The sequence below is a fragment of the Streptantibioticus rubrisoli genome (genome assembly GCF_024436055.1).
Lineage (GTDB): Bacteria > Actinomycetota > Actinomycetes > Streptomycetales > Streptomycetaceae > Streptantibioticus_A > Streptantibioticus_A rubrisoli.
The window spans coordinates 23,677-44,575 of sequence record NZ_JANFNH010000044.1; the positions used below are offsets into that span (position 1 = coordinate 23,677).

Annotated in this window: 15 protein-coding genes; 13 read left to right on the top strand and 2 right to left on the bottom strand. The window is 71.3% G+C overall.

Features of this window, described 5'->3' with window-relative positions; translation table 11 throughout:
* The first annotated feature begins 117 nt into the window (after nt 1–117).
* The 10 genes from NON19_RS26875 to NON19_RS26920 all read left to right on the top strand — a co-directional run bounded on the left by NON19_RS26875 (nt 118) and on the right by NON19_RS26920 (nt 15,694).
* The gene (locus NON19_RS26875; protein ID WP_255931688.1) at nt 118–1,203 is read left to right on the top strand and encodes an ATP-binding protein; all 1,086 of its coding nucleotides are present in this window, start codon (nt 118–120) and stop codon (nt 1,201–1,203) included.
* The gene (locus NON19_RS26880; protein ID WP_255931689.1) at nt 1,200–3,722 is read left to right on the top strand and encodes a DUF5682 family protein; all 2,523 of its coding nucleotides are present in this window, start codon (nt 1,200–1,202) and stop codon (nt 3,720–3,722) included. The genes NON19_RS26875 and NON19_RS26880 overlap by 4 nt, the downstream gene beginning before the upstream one ends.
* Complete coding sequence (locus NON19_RS26885; protein WP_255931690.1) at nt 3,719–4,876, top strand: VWA domain-containing protein; 1,158 nt, start codon at nt 3,719–3,721, stop codon at nt 4,874–4,876. Before NON19_RS26880 ends, NON19_RS26885 begins: the two co-directional genes overlap by 4 nt.
* Nucleotides 4,877–5,335: 459 nt before the next feature.
* The gene (locus tag NON19_RS26890; RefSeq protein WP_255931691.1) at nt 5,336–5,578 is read left to right on the top strand and encodes a hypothetical protein; all 243 of its coding nucleotides are present in this window, start codon (nt 5,336–5,338) and stop codon (nt 5,576–5,578) included.
* Nucleotides 5,579–5,808: 230 nt separating this feature from the next.
* A complete protein-coding gene (locus NON19_RS26895) occupies nt 5,809–6,615 on the top strand; it encodes an HlyD family efflux transporter periplasmic adaptor subunit (protein ID WP_255931692.1) in 807 nt (268 codons plus the stop codon).
* A complete protein-coding gene (locus NON19_RS26900) occupies nt 6,600–8,888 on the top strand; it encodes an NHLP family bacteriocin export ABC transporter peptidase/permease/ATPase subunit (RefSeq protein WP_372514301.1) in 2,289 nt (762 codons plus the stop codon). Before NON19_RS26895 ends, NON19_RS26900 begins: the two co-directional genes overlap by 16 nt.
* A gap of 1 nt (nt 8,889) precedes the next feature.
* Nucleotides 8,890–11,778 carry an NHLP bacteriocin export ABC transporter permease/ATPase subunit gene (locus NON19_RS26905; RefSeq protein WP_255931693.1) on the top strand — a complete coding sequence of 963 codons (2,889 nt, stop codon included), beginning with the start codon at nt 8,890–8,892 and terminating at the stop codon, nt 11,776–11,778.
* Between the two features lie 319 nt (nt 11,779–12,097).
* Complete coding sequence (sucC, locus tag NON19_RS26910) at nt 12,098–13,270, top strand: ADP-forming succinate--CoA ligase subunit beta (RefSeq protein ID WP_255931694.1); 1,173 nt, start codon at nt 12,098–12,100, stop codon at nt 13,268–13,270.
* A gap of 20 nt (nt 13,271–13,290) precedes the next feature.
* Nucleotides 13,291–14,175 (top strand): succinate--CoA ligase subunit alpha, encoded by an 885-nt coding sequence (sucD, locus tag NON19_RS26915; protein ID WP_255931695.1) that lies wholly within the window; start codon nt 13,291–13,293, stop codon nt 14,173–14,175.
* A gap of 208 nt (nt 14,176–14,383) precedes the next feature.
* Nucleotides 14,384–15,694: a cell division protein PerM gene (locus tag NON19_RS26920; RefSeq protein ID WP_255931696.1), complete on the top strand. Its 1,311-nt coding sequence runs from the start codon at nt 14,384–14,386 to the stop codon at nt 15,692–15,694.
* 238 nt (nt 15,695–15,932) lie between these two features.
* On the opposite strand, the gene NON19_RS26925 is transcribed toward NON19_RS26920, so the two are convergent.
* A complete protein-coding gene (locus NON19_RS26925) occupies nt 15,933–16,556 on the bottom strand; it encodes a hypothetical protein (protein WP_255931697.1) in 624 nt (207 codons plus the stop codon).
* Between the two features lie 216 nt (nt 16,557–16,772).
* On the opposite strand from NON19_RS26925, the gene purN reads away from it, so the two are divergent.
* Both purN and purH read left to right on the top strand, forming a co-directional pair.
* Entirely contained in the window at nt 16,773–17,423 is a 651-nt protein-coding gene (gene purN / locus NON19_RS26930) for a phosphoribosylglycinamide formyltransferase (protein WP_255931698.1), read from the top strand.
* A complete protein-coding gene (gene purH, locus NON19_RS26935; RefSeq protein WP_255931699.1) occupies nt 17,420–18,973 on the top strand; it encodes a bifunctional phosphoribosylaminoimidazolecarboxamide formyltransferase/IMP cyclohydrolase in 1,554 nt (517 codons plus the stop codon). The genes purN and purH overlap by 4 nt, the downstream gene beginning before the upstream one ends.
* Before the next feature lie 74 nt (nt 18,974–19,047).
* On the opposite strand, the gene NON19_RS26940 is transcribed toward purH, so the two are convergent.
* Entirely contained in the window at nt 19,048–19,803 is a 756-nt protein-coding gene (locus tag NON19_RS26940; protein WP_255931700.1) for an RDD family protein, read from the bottom strand.
* Nucleotides 19,804–20,032: 229 nt separating this feature from the next.
* Between NON19_RS26940 and NON19_RS26945 the strand changes: the two genes are divergently transcribed.
* Entirely contained in the window at nt 20,033–20,896 is an 864-nt protein-coding gene (locus NON19_RS26945) for a bifunctional methylenetetrahydrofolate dehydrogenase/methenyltetrahydrofolate cyclohydrolase (protein ID WP_255931701.1), read from the top strand.
* Nucleotides 20,897–20,899: the final 3 nt, after the last annotated feature.

Here is a 20,899-nt window from a genome sequence, read left to right on the forward strand (position 1 = left end):
CCGCCACTGACAATCGGCGCTGACCTGCGGATTTCCCGCGCCAACCGGGATTGTCAGTGGCCTCGTGCAACCTGAGACCGCACAAGTTTCCTGTCTGGGACGAACGTTGGGGGAGCCATGTCCGAAGAGGCCCTGCGCCCGCATGCCGAGGACGCCTTCGCCGAGGAGCTGAAGGCGCTGTCGGCCGTCGACGACCGCCCGCGCCCCGCCCGTTGGCGGCTGTCGCCGTGGGCGGTGGCCACCTATCTCATGGGAGGCACGCTGCCCGACGGCACCGTCATCAGCCCCAAGTACGTGGGCCCGAGGCGGATCATCGAGGTCGCCGTCTCCACCCTCGCCACCGATCGCGCCCTGTTGCTGCTCGGCGTGCCCGGCACCGCCAAGACCTGGGTGTCCGAGCACCTCGCGGCGGCCGTCAGCGGAGACTCCACCCTGCTGGTCCAGGGCACGGCGGGCACGCCCGAGGAGGCGATCCGCTACGGCTGGAACTACGCCCAGTTGCTGGCGCACGGCCCCAGCCGGGCCGCGCTGGTGCCGGGGCCGGTGATGCGCGCGATGTCCGGCGGCGGCATCGCCCGGGTCGAGGAGCTGACCCGTATCCCTGCCGACGTGCAGGACACGCTCATCACCATCCTGTCCGAGAAGACCCTGCCGATACCGGAGTTGGGCGAGGAGGTGATGGCGGTGCGCGGCTTCAACCTCATCGCCACCGCGAACGACCGGGACCGCGGCGTCAACGATCTGTCCAGCGCGCTGCGCCGCCGCTTCAACACGGTCGTGTTGCCGCTACCCGCCACGGTGGAGGACGAGGTCGACATCGTCGCGCGGCGGGTGGCCCAGATCGGCCGTGGCATCGAGTTGCCGCCGGTGCCCGAGGGCACCGAGGAGATCCGCCGCGTCGTCACCGTCTTCCGTGAACTGCGCGACGGCATCACGGCCGACGGCCGTACCAAGGTCAAGTCCCCCTCGGGCACGCTGTCCACCGCCGAGGCGATCTCCGTGGTCACCGGCGGCCTGGCGCTGGCCGCGCACTTCGGCGACGGGGTGCTGCGCCCCGGCGACGTCGCGGCCGGGATCCTGGGCGCGGTGGTCCGCGACCCGGCCGCGGACCGGGTCATCTGGCAGGAATACCTGGAGTCCGTGGTGCGTGAGCGCGACGGCTGGAAGGACTTCTACCGCGCCTGCCGCGAGGTGAGCGCATGAACACCGCACTGCGCGCGGCTCCACAGAAGGGCGGCACCGCGCCCCCGGCCGAGCCTGCGCCACCGACCAGGGAAGGACGAGCGCCCCTGCGGTGCGCGGGCGGTCCGGAGACGACGCCCGCACAACCGGAGACGCCGCCCGCACAAGAGGACGGTGCGCGTTCGCCGGTCCCGGGCCCCGACGTGCCGCCCGCTGCCGAGGACGCGGGTGCCGAGGACGCGGGCGCCGACGCGCCGGGGCGGGCCGCCGAGCGGCCACTGCTGCTCGGGGTGCGGCACCACGGGCCGGGCTCCGCGCGAGCGGTGCGCGCCGCGCTGGAGCGGTACCAGCCGCGGGCGCTGCTGGTGGAGGGACCGCCCGAGGCGGACGCGGTGGTGGGCATCGCGCGGGAGGGGCTGCGGCCACCGGTGGCGCTGCTGGCGCACGCGGTGGACGATCCGGCGCGGGCCGCGTTCTGGCCGTTCGCCGAGTTCTCGCCGGAGTGGGTGGCGGTCCGCTGGGCGCTCGCCCGGGGGGTGCCGGTGCGCTTCATCGACCTGCCCGCCGCCCACACCCTCGCCCTGCACGACGACACCCCCGACGAGGAGTGCGCCGACGAGGCCGCGGTACGGGTCGATCCGCTGGCGGTGCTCGCCCAGGCCGCCGGACACGACGACCCGGAGCGCTGGTGGGAGGACGTGGTGGAGCACCGCGCCGAGGGCGGCCCGGACGGCGACCCGCTGGCCCCGTTCACCGTGCTCGCCGAGGCCATGGCCGCGCTGCGGGAACGGCACGCGGACGGTGGCCACCCCCGTGACGCGGTGCGCGAGGCCCATATGCGGCTGCGGATCCGTGAGGCCACCCGCGAGCACGACCGCGTCGCCGTGGTCTGCGGTGCCTGGCACGTACCCGCGCTGGCCGCCCCGGCCACCGTGACCGCCGACCGGCGCACGCTGCGTGGCCTGCCCAAGGTGAAGACGGAGGTCACCTGGGTGCCGTGGACCCACCGCAGGCTGCGTCGCCGCAGCGGCTACGGCGCCGGAATCGACTCACCCGGCTGGTACCGGCACCTGTTCACCGCCCCGGACCGCCCCCTGGTGCGATGGATGACCAGGGTCGCCGGGCTGCTGAGGGCCGAGGACCGCCAGGTGTCGTCCGCCCATGTGATCGAGGCGGTCCGGCTCGCCGAGACGCTGGCCGCGATGCGCGGCCGACCGCTGGCCGGTCTCGCCGAGACCATGGACGCGGTGCGGGCGGTGATGTGCGAGGGATCCGAGGTGCCGCTGGCGCTGATCCACGACCGCCTGGTGGTGGGCGAGGAACTCGGCGAGGTCCCCGACACCTCTCCCGCCGTACCGCTCGCCCGCGACCTGGCCCGCCAGCAGCGCGCGCTGCGGCTCAAACCGGAGGCCGCCGAGCGGGAGTTGGACCTGGACCTGCGCCAGGACAACGACGCCGCCCGCAGCCGGCTGCTGCACCGGCTGGCCCTGCTAGGCGTCCCCTGGGGTGAACCGGTCCGCTCCCGCACCGCCAACGCCGGTACGTTCCGGGAGAGTTGGCGGCTGTGCTGGGAGCCGGAACTGGCGGTGCGGGTAGCCGAGGCCGGGGTATGGGGCACCACGGTCGAGTCGGCGGCCACGGCGAAGGCCGAGGACACCGCCGTGGCCGCCGCCAGGCTCGCCGAGGTCACCGCGCTGGCCGAACGGTGCCTGCTGGCCGCGCTGCCCGACGCCCTGCCGACCGTGCTGCGGGTGCTGGCCGACAAGGCCGCGCTCGACGCCGACGTCGGCCATCTCGCCCAAGCGCTGCCCGCGTTGGTGCGCTCCGCGCGCTACGGCGACGTACGCGGCACCGACGCGGCCGCGCTGCGCGAGGTCGCCGAGGGCCTCGCGCTGCGGATCTGTGTGGGCCTACCGCCCGCCTGCGCGGCGCTGGACGAGGCGGGCGCCGCCGAGATGCGCGGCCATCTGGACGCGGTGCACTCGGCGATCGGCCTGCTGGCGGCCGAACGGCTGGGCGAGCGCTGGACGGCGGTGCTGACCTCGCTGGCCACCCGGGACGGCACGGTGCCGGGGGCGATACGCGGCCGGGCGGCCCGGCTGCTGCTGGACGAAGGACGGTTCGACGCGGCACGGGCCGCCCGGCTGATGGGGCTGGCCCTGTCGCCCGGTAGCGCGCCGCGGGACGCCGCCGGTTGGCTGGACGGCTTCCTGTCCGGCGGCGGGATGCTGCTGGTGCACGACGAGCAGCTGCTGGCCCTGGTCGACGGCTGGCTGGGCGCGGTGCCAAACGAGGCGTTCAGCGATGTACTTCCGCTTGTGCGGCGGACGTTCGCCGAGTTCGAGCCCGGTGTTCGGCGCACGGTGGGGGAGTTGGCGCGCCGCGGACCAGCAAGGGGCGGGCGGCGGATGGTCGAGGGCGGTGGCAACGGCTTCGGTGCGGGGCTCGACGAGGCCCGCGCTGAGGCCGTACTGCCCACGCTGCGACTGCTGTTGGGGGCGGGCGCCGTTGGCGATCACACGGAGGGGAGCAGCGCATGACGACCAACGAGGAACGGCTGCGCCGCTGGCGCCTGGTGCTGGGTGGCGACGCGGACGGCACCGGATGCCCGCTGAGCGGCCGGGACCTGCGGATGGACGCCGCCCTCGCCGCGCTCTACGGCGGTGCTGGCAGCGGCGGCCAGTCCGACGCGGGCCGCTCGGCGGGACTGGGCGGCTCTGCACCGAGAGTGGCCCGCTGGCTGGGCGACATCCGTACGTACTTCCCCACCTCCGTGGTGCAGGTGATGCAGCGCGACGCCATCGACCGGCTGGGTCTTTCCGCCCTGTTGCTGGAGCCCGAGATGCTGGAGGCCGTGGAGGCCGACGTTCATCTGGTCGGCACGCTGCTCTCGCTGCACCAGGCGATGCCCGAGACCACGAAGGAGACGGCACGGACCGTGGTGCGCAAGGTGGTGGCCGATCTGGAGGCGCGGCTGGCCACCCGCACCCGGGCGACGCTGACCGGCGCCCTGGACCGCTCGGCACGCGTTCGGCGGCCGAGGCACCACGACATCGACTGGGACCGCACGATACGCGCCAACCTGAAGAACTACCTTCCGGAACACCGCACGGTGGTGCCCGAGCGGCTGGTTGGTTATGGGCGGGCGGCGCAGGGGGTGAAGAAGGACGTGGTGCTCTGCGTCGACCAGTCGGGATCGATGGCGGCCTCGGTCGTCTACTCATCCGTGTTCGGCGCCGTACTGGCCTCGATGCGGTCGATCGCCACCAAACTCGTGGTGTTCGACACCTCCATCGTGGACCTCACCGACCAACTGGACGATCCGGTCGAGGTGTTGTTCGGCACCCAGCTCGGCGGGGGCACCGACATCAACCGGGCGCTCGCCTACTGCCAGTCGCTGATCACCCGGCCGAGCGAGACCGTGGTGGTGCTCATCAGCGACCTGTACGAGGGCGGCATACGCGACGAGATGCTCAAGCGGGTGGCGGCGATGAAGGCGTCCGGTGTGCAGTTCGTGGCGCTGCTCGCGCTGTCCGACGAGGGCGCGCCGTCGTACGACCGGGAGCACGCGGCGGCGCTCGCCGCGCTCGGCGCACCCGCCTTCGCCTGCACCCCGGACCTGTTCCCCGAGGTGATGGCGGCCGCCATCGAGAAGCGCCCGTTGCCGATACCGGACATGACGCCCAATCAGTAACGCCGTTGCCGCAGGGCGGTGCCGAGCGGGGCGTGGTGGAGCCGCCGGAATGCCGTCTTCAGGGAATCTCCACACCATGTGCATGGCTGGATCATCTTCCTTTCGAGGCCCATCGATATGCCGGTTGTGCCCCATGTGATTGATGTGTGTATGTCCCACTGTGTTCCCCGCGCGGATGCGGCCCGCGTATTTGTTACTCGATCTCGTGGAGAAGTCGTCATAATCCGGTGAGTAAAGCTGCGCACCGGCTCGTGTGAGGGACCGTCAGGCTCATAAGAGAACGTCAACGGGGTTGGCCGGGTGACCCGTACGCGTGCTTTCATCTTGCGCACTGCGGCAGTTCTGGCGGATGGGGCCGAGTTCTCGGGCGCCAGGCCGCCACGGGAGCGCTGGTCGGCTATGTCGTGACCCGCTCCGCGTCGTTAGGAATATTCCGACAAGTGAAGGGAAATACGCGTAATGCGTAACGACCTTGAGACCCGTGAGATCGCCGACGCCGAGCTGGACGCCGTGTCCGGTGGCCTGGCCAACGGCGCCGTCACCATCTCCGGCGGCCTCGCCGGTGCGGCGACCACCGACCTGAACTCCTTCGAGACCGTCGAGGCCGCCAAGGGCCTGGTCAACGTGGCCCCCGCCCTGGTGGGTGGCATCACCGGCGTTCAGGTCAACACCGCCGCTGTGACCGGCCAGCTCGGTCTCTGAGCGCCACATCCGCTACTGGGCTTCATCGCCTGGGCAGTTGCACGATCTGACGGGTGCGGCGGCCCCGTGAGGTTGCCCGTGAACCCCGGAGCCTCCCCTGTTCCGGGGTTTCACGGCTGCCCGCCTCCGAACAGGACCGCCGGGCGGCAATTCCCCGCTTCGGCACCCGTGTTGAGATCAGTCGCTTCCATGACTGATCGAGACGAATAATGCAGTTGAAGGAAGAGTCCGTGCAGTTCCGCCAAAAGGCGCTTTCCAAGCTGCAGTCACCCGAAGAACTCGATCTGCCGGTGCGCTTCGCCCGTCCGCAGGGGCGGCTCGTGCTGGCGGTCACGGTCATCGTCATGGCCGTCGCGACCTTCTGGGCCCTCACCGGCTCCGTCTCCGCCAAGCTGACCGCACCCGGGATCCTCACCCATCCCGAGGGCAGTTACCTCCTGCAGAGCCCGTTCTCCGGGCAAATCACCGCGGTGCTCGCCCAGGAGGGCCAGCTGCTGGCCCCCGGCGCCCCCCTGGCCACCGTCCGTACCGAACAGGGCGACCGGACCGTACGAGCGGTGGCCGGAGGCCGGGTGACCGCCCTGGTCGCCAAGATAGGCGCGGTCGTCACCACCGGGGCGAACGTGGCGATCGTGGAGCGCGTGCGGGATCCGAACGAACCGCTGGTGGCCATGGTGTACGTGCCCGGCGGGAGCGGCTCGACGATTCCGGTGGGCGCCCCGGTCGACCTGACGGTGCAGTCCGTCCCCCAGCAGCGTTTCGGAGTGCTGCGCGGCCGCGTCGAGGCCGTCGGCCGCGAGCCCCAGACACAGGCGCAGCTCACCGGCTTCCTCGGCGACAGCCAGCTCGCCGCGCAGTTCTCCCGGCAGGGCAACCCCACAGCCGTACTGGTGCAGTTGGCGCCCTCGTCCACCACCAGGTCCGGCTACCAGTGGTCCTCCACGGACGGCCCCCCGTACTCCCTGGACTCCACGACACCGGTCACCGGCGCCATCCACCTCACCGCACAGCGCCCCATCGATTGGCTGCTCCCGTGACGACGCCGCGCACCCGCTCAGAGTCCCGGCGTCAGGCCCGGCACCTGCCGCCCGCCGGGCGCCGCCACCGTCCCGAGCCCCGGGGCGGCACCCGCCGCCGCGGATCCGTCCCCAGGTCCCGGCAGAAGACCGTACGAACCCCTACCATCCTGCAGATGGAGGCGGTGGAGTGCGGTGCCGCCGCGCTGGCCATGGTGCTCGCCCACTACCGCCGCTTCGTTCCCCTGGAGGAGCTGCGCATCGCCTGCGGTGTCTCCCGCGACGGCTCGCGCGCCAGCAACCTCCTCAAGGCCGCCCGCAGTTACGGTCTGACGGCCAAGGGCATGCAGATGGACCTGGCCGCGCTCGCCGAGGTGCGTGCCCCGGCCATCCTGTTCTGGGAGTTCAACCACTACGTCGTCTACGACGGCATGGGGCGCCGCTTCGGCCGCCGGGGCGCGTACATCAACGACCCGGCCAAGGGCCGCCGTTTCGTGCCCATGGACGAGTTCGACACCAGCTTCACCGGTGTGGTGCTCACCTTCGAGGTCGGCGAGGGCTTCCGCCGCATCGGCCGCAAGCCGGGCATCATGAGCGCCATGCCGGCCCGGCTGCGCGGCACCTCGGGCACCATGCTCGCCGCCGTGCTCGCCAGCCTGCTGCTGGTGGTGGTCGGCGCGTGGGTGCCCGCGCTCAGCCGCACGTACATCGACATGTTCCTGATCGGCAACCAGACCTCGCTGCTGGGCGTGGTCTTCGCCTCCATGGCGGCGGCGCTGGTGCTCACCGCGGTGCTCACCGGGCTCCAGCAGGCCAACCTGCTGCGCGGACGCATCATCACCTCCACCCTGGGCAGCGCCCGCTTCCTGCGGCACCTGCTCCGGCTGCCGGTGACCTTCTACTCCCAGCGCAACCCGGCCGACCTGGTGCAGCGCCTGCAGTCCAACGACGCGGTCGCCGAGACCCTCGCCCGCGACCTGGCCGCCGCGGGCGTGGACGCGGTGGTGGTCGTGGTCTACGCGGTGCTGCTGTGGACGTACGACCCGCAGCTCACCGTGCTGGGCGTGCTGATCGCGCTGCTGAACGTGGTGGCCATGCGGATCGTCATCCGGGTGCGGGCCACCGGGACCCAGAAACTGCGCGCCGAGAGCGCCCGGCTGACCAACACCTCGTACAGCGGTCTGCAGCTGATCGAGACGATGAAGGCCACCGGAGGGGAGAACGGGTTCTTCCGCCGCTGGGCAGGACAGCACGCGGTCACCCTCGACGTACAGCAGCGGCTCGGCGTCCCCAGCGCCTGGCTGGCGATCGTCGCGCCCACGCTGGCCGCCGTCAACAGCGCGTTGATCCTGCTGATCGGCGGCCTGCGGGCGGTCGAGGGCCACCTGTCGGTCGGTCTGCTGGTCGCCTTCCAGTCCCTGATCACCAGTTTCACCACACCGATCACCCGCCTCAACGGCGTGGCCGGACGGGTCCAGGACTTCGCCGCCGACGTCGCCCGCCTCAAGGACGTCGAGAACTTCCCCGTCGACCCGGTCTACACCCGGCGCGAGCCCGCCAGCAGCACCCGCCGCCTCAAGGGCCACGTGGAGCTGGACCACATCACCTTCGGCTACAGCCCGCTGGACGCACCGCTGTTGAAGGACTTCTCGCTGTCGGTCGGCCCCGGCCAGCAGATCGCCCTGGTCGGCGGCTCCGGCAGCGGCAAGTCCACCGTCTCCCGGCTGATCTCGGGGCTCTACGCCCCCTGGGAGGGCACCATCCGCATCGACGGGATGCGCCTGGAGGACATCCCGCGCGGTGCGCTGGCCGCCTCCGTCTCCTTCGTCGACCAGGACGTGTTCCTCTTCGAGGGCACCGTCCGGGACAACGTGGCGCTGTGGGACCCCTCCATCCCCGACGAGGCCGTGATCGCCGCCCTTCAGGACGCCGCCGTGCACGACGTGGTGGCCCGCCGCCCCGGCGGTATCCACAGCCGGGTCGAGCAGGACGGCCGCAACTTCTCCGGCGGCCAGCGGCAGCGGCTGGAGATCGCCAGGGCGCTGGTGCGCCGCCCCAGCATCCTGGTCCTGGACGAGGTGACCAGCGCGCTGGACGCGATGACCGAGCAGCTGATCATCGACAACCTGCGGCGCCGTGGCTGCGCCTGTGTGGTGATCGCCCACCGGCTGAGCACGGTGCGCGACAGCGACGAGATCGTCGTGCTCGACCGGGGCACGGTGGTGGAGCGCGGGCGGCACGAGTACCTGGTGGCCGCGCAGGGCGCCTACGCCGAACTGGTCAAGGAGCACTGAGGTGACGTTCCCGCCCCAAGCACCTCAGCACGCCCCTGCCCCCGATCCGGTCGTCACCGCCCTCGGCGCCCTGGGCACGGCGGTGGACGGCGCGGGGCTGCGCAGCCTGTCGCTGGAAGGGCCGCACGTGCTGTGGCTCGTGGTGGACGGCGCCATGGACCTGTTCGCCGTGGACGCCGCCCTTGAGGGGCACTGGCACTTCCTCGGCCGGTTGCAGGCGGGCACGCTGCTGCTGGGGCCGGTCGAGGGGCCGCAACACACCCTGGTCGGCCGCCCGTTGCAGGGGTGCTGGCTGCGCCGCATCGAACTGCGTGAGCTGTACCGGCCCGAACCCGGTTGGGACACCGGGCAGTGGGACACCGGGCAGTTCTACGCCGGACAGTGGAACCACGGCGACCATGCTCAAGTCGGTTATCCGGAAGCCCGGTTGAGCCCGCTGGAGGACGCCTTCGCGCGCGGTGTCGGCCGTGGCCTGAGAGTGCTGTACCAGGCACCGCTGGGCGGCCGGGTGGCCGTCGAGCAGGGCGGCGTCGACGACGACATCCTGTGGATGCAGATCACCCCCGGCAGCGTCAGTTACGGTGCCGCGTACGAGGCCGACGCCGCTGGCACCCTGCTGGTCGACGCGGCGATGTGGCAGGGCATGGTGGACCAGCAGTACCGGCTGCTGGACGCCCTGGACCGCTGGATCGAGCAGCTCGAACGGGCCCACGAGGACCGTACGGCGGCCGGTATCGAGGCCGGGGAGGCCGCCCGTACCCAGGCCGACCAGGCACTGCTGGCCTCCATCGACCGCTCCGGCCGCGCGCGCACCGCCCACCGCCGCGCCAGCGACGACGCCACCTTCGCCGCCTGCCGCCTGGTCGCCGACGAGGCCCGCATCACCCTGACCGAACCGGGCGCGGCGGGCGCCACCGGGCAGCTCGACCCCGTCGAGCGCATCGCGTTGGCGTCGCGGATCCGTACCCGCGCGGTCAAGCTCAGCGGACGCTGGTGGCAGGAGGACAGCGGCCCGCTGGTGGGGTGGCGCGAGGAGGACGCGGCGCCGGTCGCGCTGCTGTGGCGACGCGGCGGATACCACGCCGTGGACCCCGTCACCGGAGCCCGGGAGCGCGTCGACCGGGGCAACGAGGCCGACTACGTACCGCGCGCCGTGATGCTCTACCGACCGCTGCCCGACCGCCCGTTGGGGCTGCTGCCGCTGCTGCGCTTCAGCGTCCGCGGCACCCGCGCCGAACTGCGCGACCTGCTGCTGGGCGGACTGGTCGCGGTGGGCCTGGGCGCGCTGGTGCCGGTGCTGACCGGCACGGTGCTCGGCGAGTTCGTCCCCAACGCCGAGAACGGGCTGATCACGCAGGCCGCGTTGGCGCTCATCGCGACCAGTGTGGTCGCCGCGGCCTTCATGCTGCTGCAGAACGTCGCCATCCTGCGCATGGAGGGCCGGATCGAGGCCACCTTGCAACCCGCCGTGTGGGACCGGCTGTTGCGGCTGCCGACGAGGTTCTTCGCGGGCCGCTCCACCGGCGAACTGGCCAGCGCCGCCATGGGCATCAGCGCCATCCGCCGGGTGCTGTCCGGCATCGCCTCGGTGTGCCTGCAGGCGAGCACGGTCGGCACGATGAACCTGGTGCTCCTGCTGGTCTACAGCGTGCCGTTGGCGCTCGCGGCGATCGCCATGCTGATGCTCATCGCCGCGGTCTTCCTGGGACTCGGGCTGTGGCAGCTGCGCTACCAGCGGCAGTTGGTCAAGCTCGGCAACAAGCTCAACAACCAGGCGTTCCAGACCCTGCGCGGGCTGCCCAAGCTGCGCGTCGCGGCGGCCGAGAGCTTCGCCTACGCGGCCTGGGCACGGGAGTTCGCCCGCACCCGCGAGCTGCAGCAGCGGGTCGGCCGGATCAAGAACGCCGTCACCGTGCTCAACGCCGTCTACCTGCCGCTGTGCACGCTGGTGATGTTCATGCTGCTCGCCGGACCGGCCCGCGGCACCATGTCCGCCAGTGACTTCCTGACCTTCAGCACCGCCGTGACCATGCTGCTGTCCTCGGTCACCCAGCTGACCGGCGCGCTGTTGTCGGCCGCCGCCGTGCAGCCGATGTTCGAGCAGGTCAAACCGGTGCTCCAGGAGACCCCGGAGGTGTCCGGGAACAGTACGCAGCCGGGTGTGCTCAGCGGTGCCATCGACGTCAGGAACCTGTCGTACCGGTACACCGAGGACGGGCCGCTGGTCCTCGACGACGTCAGTTTCCGGGTGCGGCCGGGCGAGTTCGTGGCGATCGTCGGGGCCAGCGGCTGCGGCAAGTCCACGCTGCTGCGACTGCTCATCGGCTTCGACCGGCCGACCGAGGGCAGCGTGCTCTACGACGGCCAGGACCTGGCCGCGCTCGACCAGGCGGCGGTGCGCCGTCAGTGCGGGGTGGTGCTGCAGAACGCCCAGCCGTTCTCCGGCTCGATCCTGGAGTGCATCTGCGGGGCCGAGGCGCACTCGCTGGAGGAGGCCTGGCAGGCCGCCGCGATGGCGGGCCTGGCCGAGGACATCAAGGCGATGCCCATGGGCATGCACACCATGCTCTCCGACGGCGGCGGTACCGTCTCGGGCGGTCAGCGCCAGCGGCTGATGATCGCCCAGGCCCTCATCCGCAAACCGCGCATCCTGTTCTTCGACGAGGCCACCAGCGCACTGGACAACGAGGCACAGCGGGTGGTCATCGAGTCCACCCGGGCGCTGCGTGCCACCCGGATCGTGATCGCGCACCGGCTGTCGACGGTCATGGACGCCGACCGGGTGATCGTGATGGCGGACGGGCGCGTCGCCCAGCAGGGCACGCCCGCCGAGTTGCTCGCCGACACCGGTGGCCTCTTCCACGAGCTGGTCCGGCGCCAAGTCCGGTGACGCTCCCGCTGTGGGTTCGGCGGTTTGTTTCTGGGGGCTTCGCCCCCAGGCCCCGTGGGGCTCTCTGGGAATTCGTCCGCGCGCCCCCCGGGCCGCCGGGCCTGTGACCGTTCTCACCGCTTTGGAGTGAGCTGGAATTTAGCCCGGTGCCACAGGCAGGGATAACCTGCGAGGCGGACATGCCGCGTACCTGGTCGACGTGAGCGCCCTCTCAATAGATCGCGTAGTCACGCTGCCCGCCACGTCACGGCACGCCCACGCAGACAACTAACCCGCGATCACCAGACTGCGATTTAGAGAAGCAAAGGGACGGACGCGCGTGGACCTGTTCGAGTACCAAGCGAGGGATCTCTTCGCGAAGCACGGAGTACCCGTGCTCGGCGGCGAAGTCATCGACACCCCTGAGGCAGCGCGCGAGGTGGCCGAGCGTCTCGGTGGCCGCGTGGTCGTCAAGGCCCAGGTCAAGACCGGCGGCCGCGGCAAGGCCGGTGGTGTGAAGCTGGCCGACGACCCGGCGGACGCCGTGGAGAAGGCCACCGCGATCCTGGGCATGGACATCAAGGGCCACACGGTCCACAAGGTGATGCTGGCCCAGACCGCGGACATCGCCGAGGAGTACTACGTCTCCTTCCTGCTGGACCGCGCCAACCGCACCTTCCTCGCCATGGCGTCCGTCGAGGGCGGCATGGAGATCGAGGAGGTCGCGGCCACCAAGCCGGAGGCCCTCGCCAAGGTCCCGGTCGACGCCAACGAGGGCGTCACCGACGCCAAGGCCCGCGAGATCATCGAGGCCGCCAAGTTCCCGGCCGAGCTGCACGACCAGTTGGTCGAGGTCCTCAAGAGCCTGTGGACCGTCTTCATCAAGGAAGACGCCCTGCTCGTCGAGGTCAACCCGCTGGCCAAGACCCCCGAGGGCAAGGTCCTCGCCATCGACGGCAAGGTCTCGCTGGACGAGAACGCCCGCTTCCGGCAGCCGGAGCACGAGGCGCTGGAGGACAAGGCCGCGGCCAACCCGCTGGAGGCCGCCGCCAAGGCCAAGGGCCTCAACTACGTCAAGCTGGACGGCGAGGTCGGCATCATCGGCAACGGCGCGGGTCTCGTGATGAGCACCCTCGACGTGGTCGCCTACGCCGGTGAGAAGCACGGCAACGTCAAGCCCGCCAACTTCCTCGACATCGGCGGCGGCGCGTCCGCCGAGGTGATGGCGAACGGCCTGGAGATCATCCTGGGCGACCCGGACGTGAAGTCCGTGTTCGTCAACGTCTTCGGCGGCATCACCGCGTGCGACGCGGTCGCCAACGGCATCGTGCAGGCCCTGGAGCTGCTGAAGTCCAAGGGCGAGGACGTCAACAAGCCGCTGGTCGTCCGTCTCGACGGCAACAACGCCGAGCTGGGTCGCACGATCCTCACCGACGCTAACCACCCGCTGGTGCAGCAGGTGGACACCATGGACGGCGCCGCGGAGCGGGCCGCCGAGCTGGCTGCGAAGTAAGGGACGAGGTCACCAACACCATGGCTATCTTCCTCACCAAGGAATCCAAGGTCATCGTCCAGGGCATGACCGGCTCCGAGGGCCAGAAGCACACCCGTCGGATGCTCGCCTCTGGCACCAACATCGTCGGCGGCGTGAACCCGCGCAAGGCAGGCCAGAAGGTCGACTTCGACGGCCAGGAGATCCCGGTCTTCGGTACCGTCAAGGAGGCCATCGAGGCCACCGGCGCCGACGTGACCGTCATCTTCGTGCCGGAGAAGTTCACCAAGGACGCGGTCATCGAGGCGATCGACGCCGAGATCCCGCTGGCCGTCGTGATCACCGAGGGCATCGCGGTGCACGACACCGCCTCGTTCTGGGCGCACGCCCAGGCCAAGGGCAACAAGACCCGGATCATCGGCCCAAACTGCCCCGGCCTGATCACCCCCGGCCAGTCCAACGCGGGCATCATCCCGTCGGACATCACCAAGCCGGGCCGCATCGGTCTGGTGTCGAAGTCCGGCACGCTGACCTACCAGATGATGTACGAGCTGCGGGACATCGGCTTCTCGTCCTGCGTCGGCATCGGTGGCGACCCGATCATCGGCACCACCCACATCGACTGCCTCAAGGCGTTCCAGGACGACCCCGACACCGACCTGATCGTGATGATCGGTGAGATCGGTGGCGACGCGGAGGAGCGCGCGGCGGCCTACATCAAGGAGCACGTGACCAAGCCGGTCGTCGGCTACGTCGCGGGCTTCACCGCCCCCGAGGGCAAGACGATGGGCCACGCCGGCGCGATCGTCTCCGGTTCGTCCGGCACCGCCCAGGCGAAGAAGGAGGCCCTCGAGGCCGCAGGCGTCAAGGTCGGCAAGACCCCGTCCGAGACGGCCCGCCTCGCCCGCGCCGCCCTCAACGGCTGACGACCAGTCGAGAAGGGCCCGTCCCCGCTCGGGGACGGGCCCTTCCGCTTCCCGGGGCAGCCGCCGAATGGGGGCGGCCCCGGGGGCGTAGCCCCCGTGGGGGTCTCCGGGGGCGAAGCCCCCGGAACACAACCCCCTTTCGGGGGGCGGTCCGGTTCCTTTCCGTGCCATTCCGCGCCCAGTAGCGACCAATATGCAGCAATTGGGTGTGACCCAATTGCTGCACCGCATCAGGTTGTTGTCCCGTCATGACCATGCCCTCCGCTTCTCGCCGAAGGCCCTCACCGCGCTGTTCGGTGGTGTGATCGCCGCCGGTGCCGGGCTCGCAGCGCTGGCGCTGCTGGTGCTGCTGCTGTGGACCGTCTCGCCGTACTCCGTCGGCGGCCCCGGCTCCGCGATGCACGTCGCCGCCGCGCTGTGGCTGCTCGCGCACGGCGCCGAACTCTCCCGTAGCGACGGGTTGACCGGCGGCACGGTACCGATCGGGGTCACCCCGCTGCTGCTGACCGCGCTGCCCGCGTGGCTACTGCACCGCATCGCCGCGCAGGCGCTGGCCCCCGACGAGCTGGCGCGAAGTGAAACCCCGGACAACACAGCGGAGTTGGGGCCGGTCGCCCTGACCGGATGGCTGATCGCCGGGTACCTGCTCGTCGCGCTGGCCGCCGCGCTGTACACCGCCGACGGGCCGCTGCGCGGCGAGCCGCTGTCGGCGCTGCTGTGCGTACCGCTGGTGGCCGCGCCGGTGGCGGCCGTCGGCGCCTGGACGGCGTACGGGCGGCCGACGTCCGCGCTGGCCAACTGGGCGCCGCATCCGCTGGCCCGGCTGCTGCCGCGCGGCGGCGCGAGCGTGGGGCTGCGGGCCGCCGGGGTGGCGGTGGGCGCGCTGGCCGTCGGCGGCGCACTGCTCAGCGGCGGCGCGCTGGCGTGGCACGCGGGTGCGGTGGGCGATGACTTCAGCCAGTTGACCGGTTCGTCCTCCGGGCGGTTCGCGGTGCTGCTGTTGATCGTCGCGCTGGTGCCCAACGTCGCGCTGTGGGGCGCGGCCTACGCGCTCGGACCGGGGTTCGCGCTGGGGGTCGGCGGCGCGGTGTCGCCCGCCGGGGCGTACGGGTATCCGCGGGTGCTGCCGCACTTCCCGCTGCTGGCGGCGCTGCCCGCGCCGACCGGGCGGGACGGGGGATCGCCGTTCCTGTGGCTGGTGGTGGTGATCCCGGTGGCCGCCGCGGCGGCGCTGAGCTGGTACGTGGCACAGGCGGCGGTACAGCACGGCTGGTCGGTGCCCGGCACGGCGGCGGCGGTGACGCTGGCCTCACTGTGTGGCGGGGTGGCCCTCGCCTGGGCCGCGTTCCTGGTGGCGGGCCCCATGGGCACCGGCACGCTCTCCCGCTTCGGCCCGACGGCCTGGTCCACGGGCACCGCGGCCTGCGCCTGGCTGCTGGCCGTCGGCCTCCCCGGAGCCCTCGGCGCCCGCTGGTGGCTGCGGACCCGGGCCTCGGCGGCTGACCTCCGGTCGGGTTGACGGGGTCTGCTCGCCGCGGCGGGATTCTTCTGGGGCGAGCCCCAAGCCCCCGGGGATTAGGGGTGCGCTTTGACACCGCCGGTCAGGGTGGTGGGGGTTGCTCGCCGTCGCGGCGGAATGCTTTTTGGGGTGAGCCCCAAAGCCCCGATGGCCGGGGCTCGTTGATGCCGCCGCACATTCACCAAGGCGACCGGCGGTCAAGCGCACCCCCGCCCAACCGGCAACCGCCGCGAGGGCGTTAGCCCTGAGGGGTCCCCAGGACGGGCTGCAACTGCTTGGGCAGCAGCTCGCTGCACGCCTGCCGTGCGGGCTGCGTCAGCGCGTCCTGCACGCACGAGTAGTAGTCCCGGTACGCCAGTTGGAACGTGAAGCTCGCGGCCACGATCGCCAACGCCACCACACCCGTGAGGATCCCGCTCAACGCCGCGGTGAACTGCGGCCGTTGCTCCGCCTTCGGCTTGGCGCGCAGTGAGCTGATCCCCCAGTACAGCGCCAGCGTCCCCAGCAACAGTGCCACCGGCGCCATGCTGAACAGCCCGAAGAACAGCCCCCACATGCCCGCCAGCAGCGCGTACCGCGCGCGCCGCTGCGCCGGGTCGGTCACATCGAAGCGCGGCCCCTGCGGGCGCACCGGCGGACGTGGGCCGGAGCCGAACGGCCCGTTGGACGGATCGTGCCGCTCCGGCTGGTTGCTGCTCCACCGGTCGCCATGACCGCCACGCGGCTGCCACGGCCGGTCGGGCGCACCCTTGGGCGGCGGCGCGAACGGATCATGCTCCTGCTCGTCGGACGCACGCAGCGCGGGGTACGCGAACGGGACGGAGCCCGGATCGCGATGGGTGGTGATGCGGACGCTGCTCATGGTTGGTTGCGTCATCCCCTTGCCGTCGACCTGCTCGTGCGTCGTCGCACGTCATCAGACGCTACCCGGCTCCGCTGCCCCCGTCCCCGTGGGGGCCGGACGCCGTGCCGGTATCGTTGCAGGCGGTCGGCGCCTTCGTAGGGTTCCCTGGATCTCACGGACCCTTCGTTTTGTACGACCGCACAAACGAAACGGTCCCACGAGAAAGAACCCGCCGTGGCCTCCGCAGCTTTCCCCCCGCCTACCCGCCCGGCAACCTCTCCCTGCCGCCTGGTCGTCCTGGTCTCCGGCTCGGGCACCAACCTGCAGGCGCTGCTCGACGCCATCGCGGCCGACCCCGACTACGGAGCGCGGATCGTGGCCGTGGGCGCCGACCGGGACGGCATCGCCGGTCTGGATCGGGCCGAGCGGGCCGGGCTGCCCACCTTCGTGTGCCGGGTCAAGGACCACGAGGACCGCGCCGCCTGGGACCTCGCGCTGACCGAGGCGGTCGCCGGGTACCAGCCGGACCTGGTGGTCTCCGCGGGGTTCATGAAGATCCTGGGCAAGGAGTTCCTGGCCCGGTTCGGCGGCCGGGTGATCAACACCCACCCGGCGCTGCTGCCCAGTTTCCCCGGCACCCACGGGGTCCGAGACGCTCTCGCGTACGGCGCCAAGGTCACCGGCTGCACCGTCCACTTCGTCGACGCAGGCGTCGACACCGGCCCGATCATCGCGCAGCGCGCGGTGGAGGTCCGGGACGAGGACGACGAGGACACGCTGCACGAGCGCATCAAGGAAGTCGAGCGACGGCTGCTCGTCGAGGTCGTCGGGCGGATCGCCCGCGACGGCTACCGCATTGAGGGAAGAAAGGTCATCGTCCCGTGAGTACGAAGCGCCCCATCCGGCGGGCCCTGGTCAGCGTCTACGACAAGACCGGCCTGGAGGAGCTGGCCCGAGGGCTGCACGCGGCCGGGGTCGAGCTGGTCTCCACCGGATCGACCGCGAAGAAGATCGCCGACGCCGGTGTGCCGGTCACCCCGGTCCAGGAGCTGACCGGCTTCCCCGAGTGCCTGGACGGCCGGGTCAAGACCCTGCACCCGAGGATCCACGCGGGCATCCTGGCCGATCTGCGGCTGGACTCGCACCGCGAGCAGCTCACCGAACTGGGCGTCGCCCCGTTCGAGCTGGTGGTGGTCAACCTCTACCCGTTCCGGGAGACCGTCGCCTCCGGCGCCTCGCAGGACGAGTGCGTGGAGCAGATCGACATCGGCGGCCCCTCCATGGTCCGCGCCGCCGCCAAGAACCACCCGTCGGTCGCGGTGGTCGTCAACCCGGCCCGCTACGAAGAGGTGTTGGAGGCCGCGGCGGACGGCGGCTTCGAGCTGGCCGCCCGCAAGAAGCTGGCCGCCGAGGCGTTCGCGCACACCGCCGCCTACGACGCGGCGGTGGCCAACTGGTTCGCCACCGACTACGCGGCCGACGAGAACAGCGTGTTCCCCGAGTTCCTGGGCGCCGCGTTCGAGCGCAAGAACGTGCTGCGCTACGGCGAGAACCCGCACCAGGGCGCCGCCCTCTACACCGACGGCACGCCCGGTCTGGCCCAGGCGGAGCAGTTGCACGGCAAGGAGATGTCGTACAACAACTACGTCGACACCGAGGCCGCCCGCCGTGCCGCCTACGACCACGACGAGCCGTGCGTGGCGATCATCAAGCACGCCAACCCCTGTGGCATCGCGATCGGTTCGGACGTCGCCGACGCGCACCGCAAGGCACACGCCTGCGACCCGCTCTCCGCGTTCGGCGGTGTCATCGCGGTCAACCAGCCCGTGACCGTGGCGCTGGCCGAGCAGGTCGCGGAGATCTTCACCGAGGTCATCATCGCGCCCGGGTACGAGGACGGCGCGGTCGACGTGCTGGCCCGCAAGAAGAACATCCGGGTGCTGCGCTGCGCCCACCAGCCGTGTGAGCGGCGGGAGTTCCGGCGGATCGAGGGCGGTCTGCTGATGCAGGCCAAGGATCTGCTGCAGGCGGACGGCGACGACCCGGCCAACTGGACGCTCGCCACCGGCGAAGCGCTGGACGAGGCGGGCCTTCGCGAACTGGCCTTCGCCTGGCGGGCGTGCCGCGCGGTGAAGTCCAACGCGATCCTGCTCGCCAAGGACGGTGCGACGGTGGGCGTCGGCATGGGCCAGGTCAACCGGGTGGACTCGGCCCGGCTGGCGGTCCAGCGGGCGGGCGCCGAGCGCGCGGCGGGCTCGTACGCGGCCTCCGACGCGTTCTTCCCGTTCCCCGACGGCCTTGAGGTACTGGCCGAGGCGGGCGTCAAGGCCGTTGCGCAGCCGGGCGGTTCGGTGCGCGACGAGGCGGTGGTCGAGGCGGCGCGCAAGGCGGGCGTGACGATGTACTTCACCGGGACCCGGCACTTCTTCCACTGACGCGGACCAGGAAGAAGCCGCCAACGCGTAAAGGGCGGCCCGCAGTCGCGGGCCGCCCTTTCGGTACGTACGCGTTACTTCTTGACGACCACGGTCCCGGCCGCGCGGTCGTGCCAGCCCTGCAGCTTGCCGGAGTTGTCGAAGAACGGCGACAGGTACACCAGCAACGCGCCGATGTAGCACAGGAAGACGCCGACGATCGGGATGATGTAGCGGATGAAGCCGCCGCCCAGGCCCGGGGCCTGGCCGTTGGACTCCTTGACCACCTTCAGGCCCATCGCCATCTTGCCCAGCGTGGCACCGAAGAACGAGATCATCAGCCACTCGTAGAGCAGCGCGAACAGCGCGAACGTGCCCATGAAGCCGAGCATGACCACGCCGATGCTGGTGCTCGCGTGGGCCTGGTCGTTGAGGCACTGCGTGTACTCGGCCGAGCCGTAGTCGTAGCCGGTGCAGTCCTTGACGTTGTTGCTGATGCCGATCACGCTCGCCATGCCCGCGGCCATGGCGATGCCCATCACGATGCTGGCGACCACGCCGTCGATCAGCCGGGCCAGGAGGCGCTGGCCCATCGTGGCGACCTGGACCGTGCCCAGGTAGGCGATGTTGATGTACCCGTTGTTGGCCTGGATGGTGCCCGGCGCCTGCTGCTGGTAGCCGTACGGCGCGGAGTTCGGGTCGTATCCCGGCTGCTGCGGGTAGCCGTACGGCGGCTGTCCTTGCGGCGGCTGCTGCGGGTAGCCGTACTGCGGCTGACCCGGCTGCTGCTGTGGGTAGCCGTGCGGCTGCTGCTGGCCGTACGGGTCCTGGGGTCCGGGCGGGTAACTCACGGCATGTCCTTACAACGAGAAGCGGGGACGAGCCGGACCATGAAAGAGTCCGGGCATCGTTGAGCACCCTGTTCCCCCGTGGTCCAGCGACCCCATGGTTCTAGCACCCCACGCGCCGTGTCCAGACAGCGCCCATCGGCCCAGCCGGTATGTGGGGAATTACGGCGAATGACCGCACGGATCTCGTGCGGATTGGTTCATGGCGGGCCACATCCGCGAGGATGGGAGCATGACCGCCCAGATTCTCGATGGCAAGGCCACCGCCGCCGCGATCAAGTCCGAGCTCACCGAGCGCGTCACGGCGCTCAAGGCCCAGGGCGTCACGCCCGGCCTGGGAACCATCCTGGTCGGCGACGACCCGGGCAGCCGCTGGTACGTCAACGGAAAGCACCGCGACTGCGCGGAGGTGGGCATCGCCTCCATCCAGCGCGAGCTGCCCGCCACCGCCACCCAGGAGGAGATCGAGGCGGTCGTACGGGAGCTCAACGACGACCCGGCGTGCACCGGTTACATCGTCCAACTGCCGCTGCCCAAGGGCATCGACACCAACCGCGTGCTGGAACTGATGGACCCGGCCAAGGACGCGGACGGTCTGCACCCGATGAGCCTGGGCCGCCTGGTACTCAACCAGACCGGGCCGCTGCCGTGCACCCCCAACGGCATCGTGGAACTGCTGCGCAGGCACGGCGTGGAGATCAACGGCGCCCACGTGGTCGTCGTCGGCCGGGGCATCACCGTCGGCCGTTCCATCGGCCTGCTGCTGACCCGGCGCTCTGAGAACGCCACCGTGACCCTCTGCCACACCGGCACCCGGGACCTGCCGGCCCAGCTGCGCCAGGCGGACATCATCGTCGCCGCGGCGGGCGTGCCGCACCTGGTCAAGCCGGAGGACGTCAAGCCGGGCGCCGCCGTGCTGGACGTCGGCGTCAGCCGGGACGAGAACGGCAAGATCGTCGGCGATGTGCACCCGGGTGTGCGCGAGGTGGCCGGTTGGCTGTCGCCGAACCCGGGCGGTGTGGGTCCGATGACCCGCGCCCTGCTGGTCCAGAACGTCGTGGAAGCGGCCGAGCGGGCGGCGGCCGCCGCGCGCTGAGAG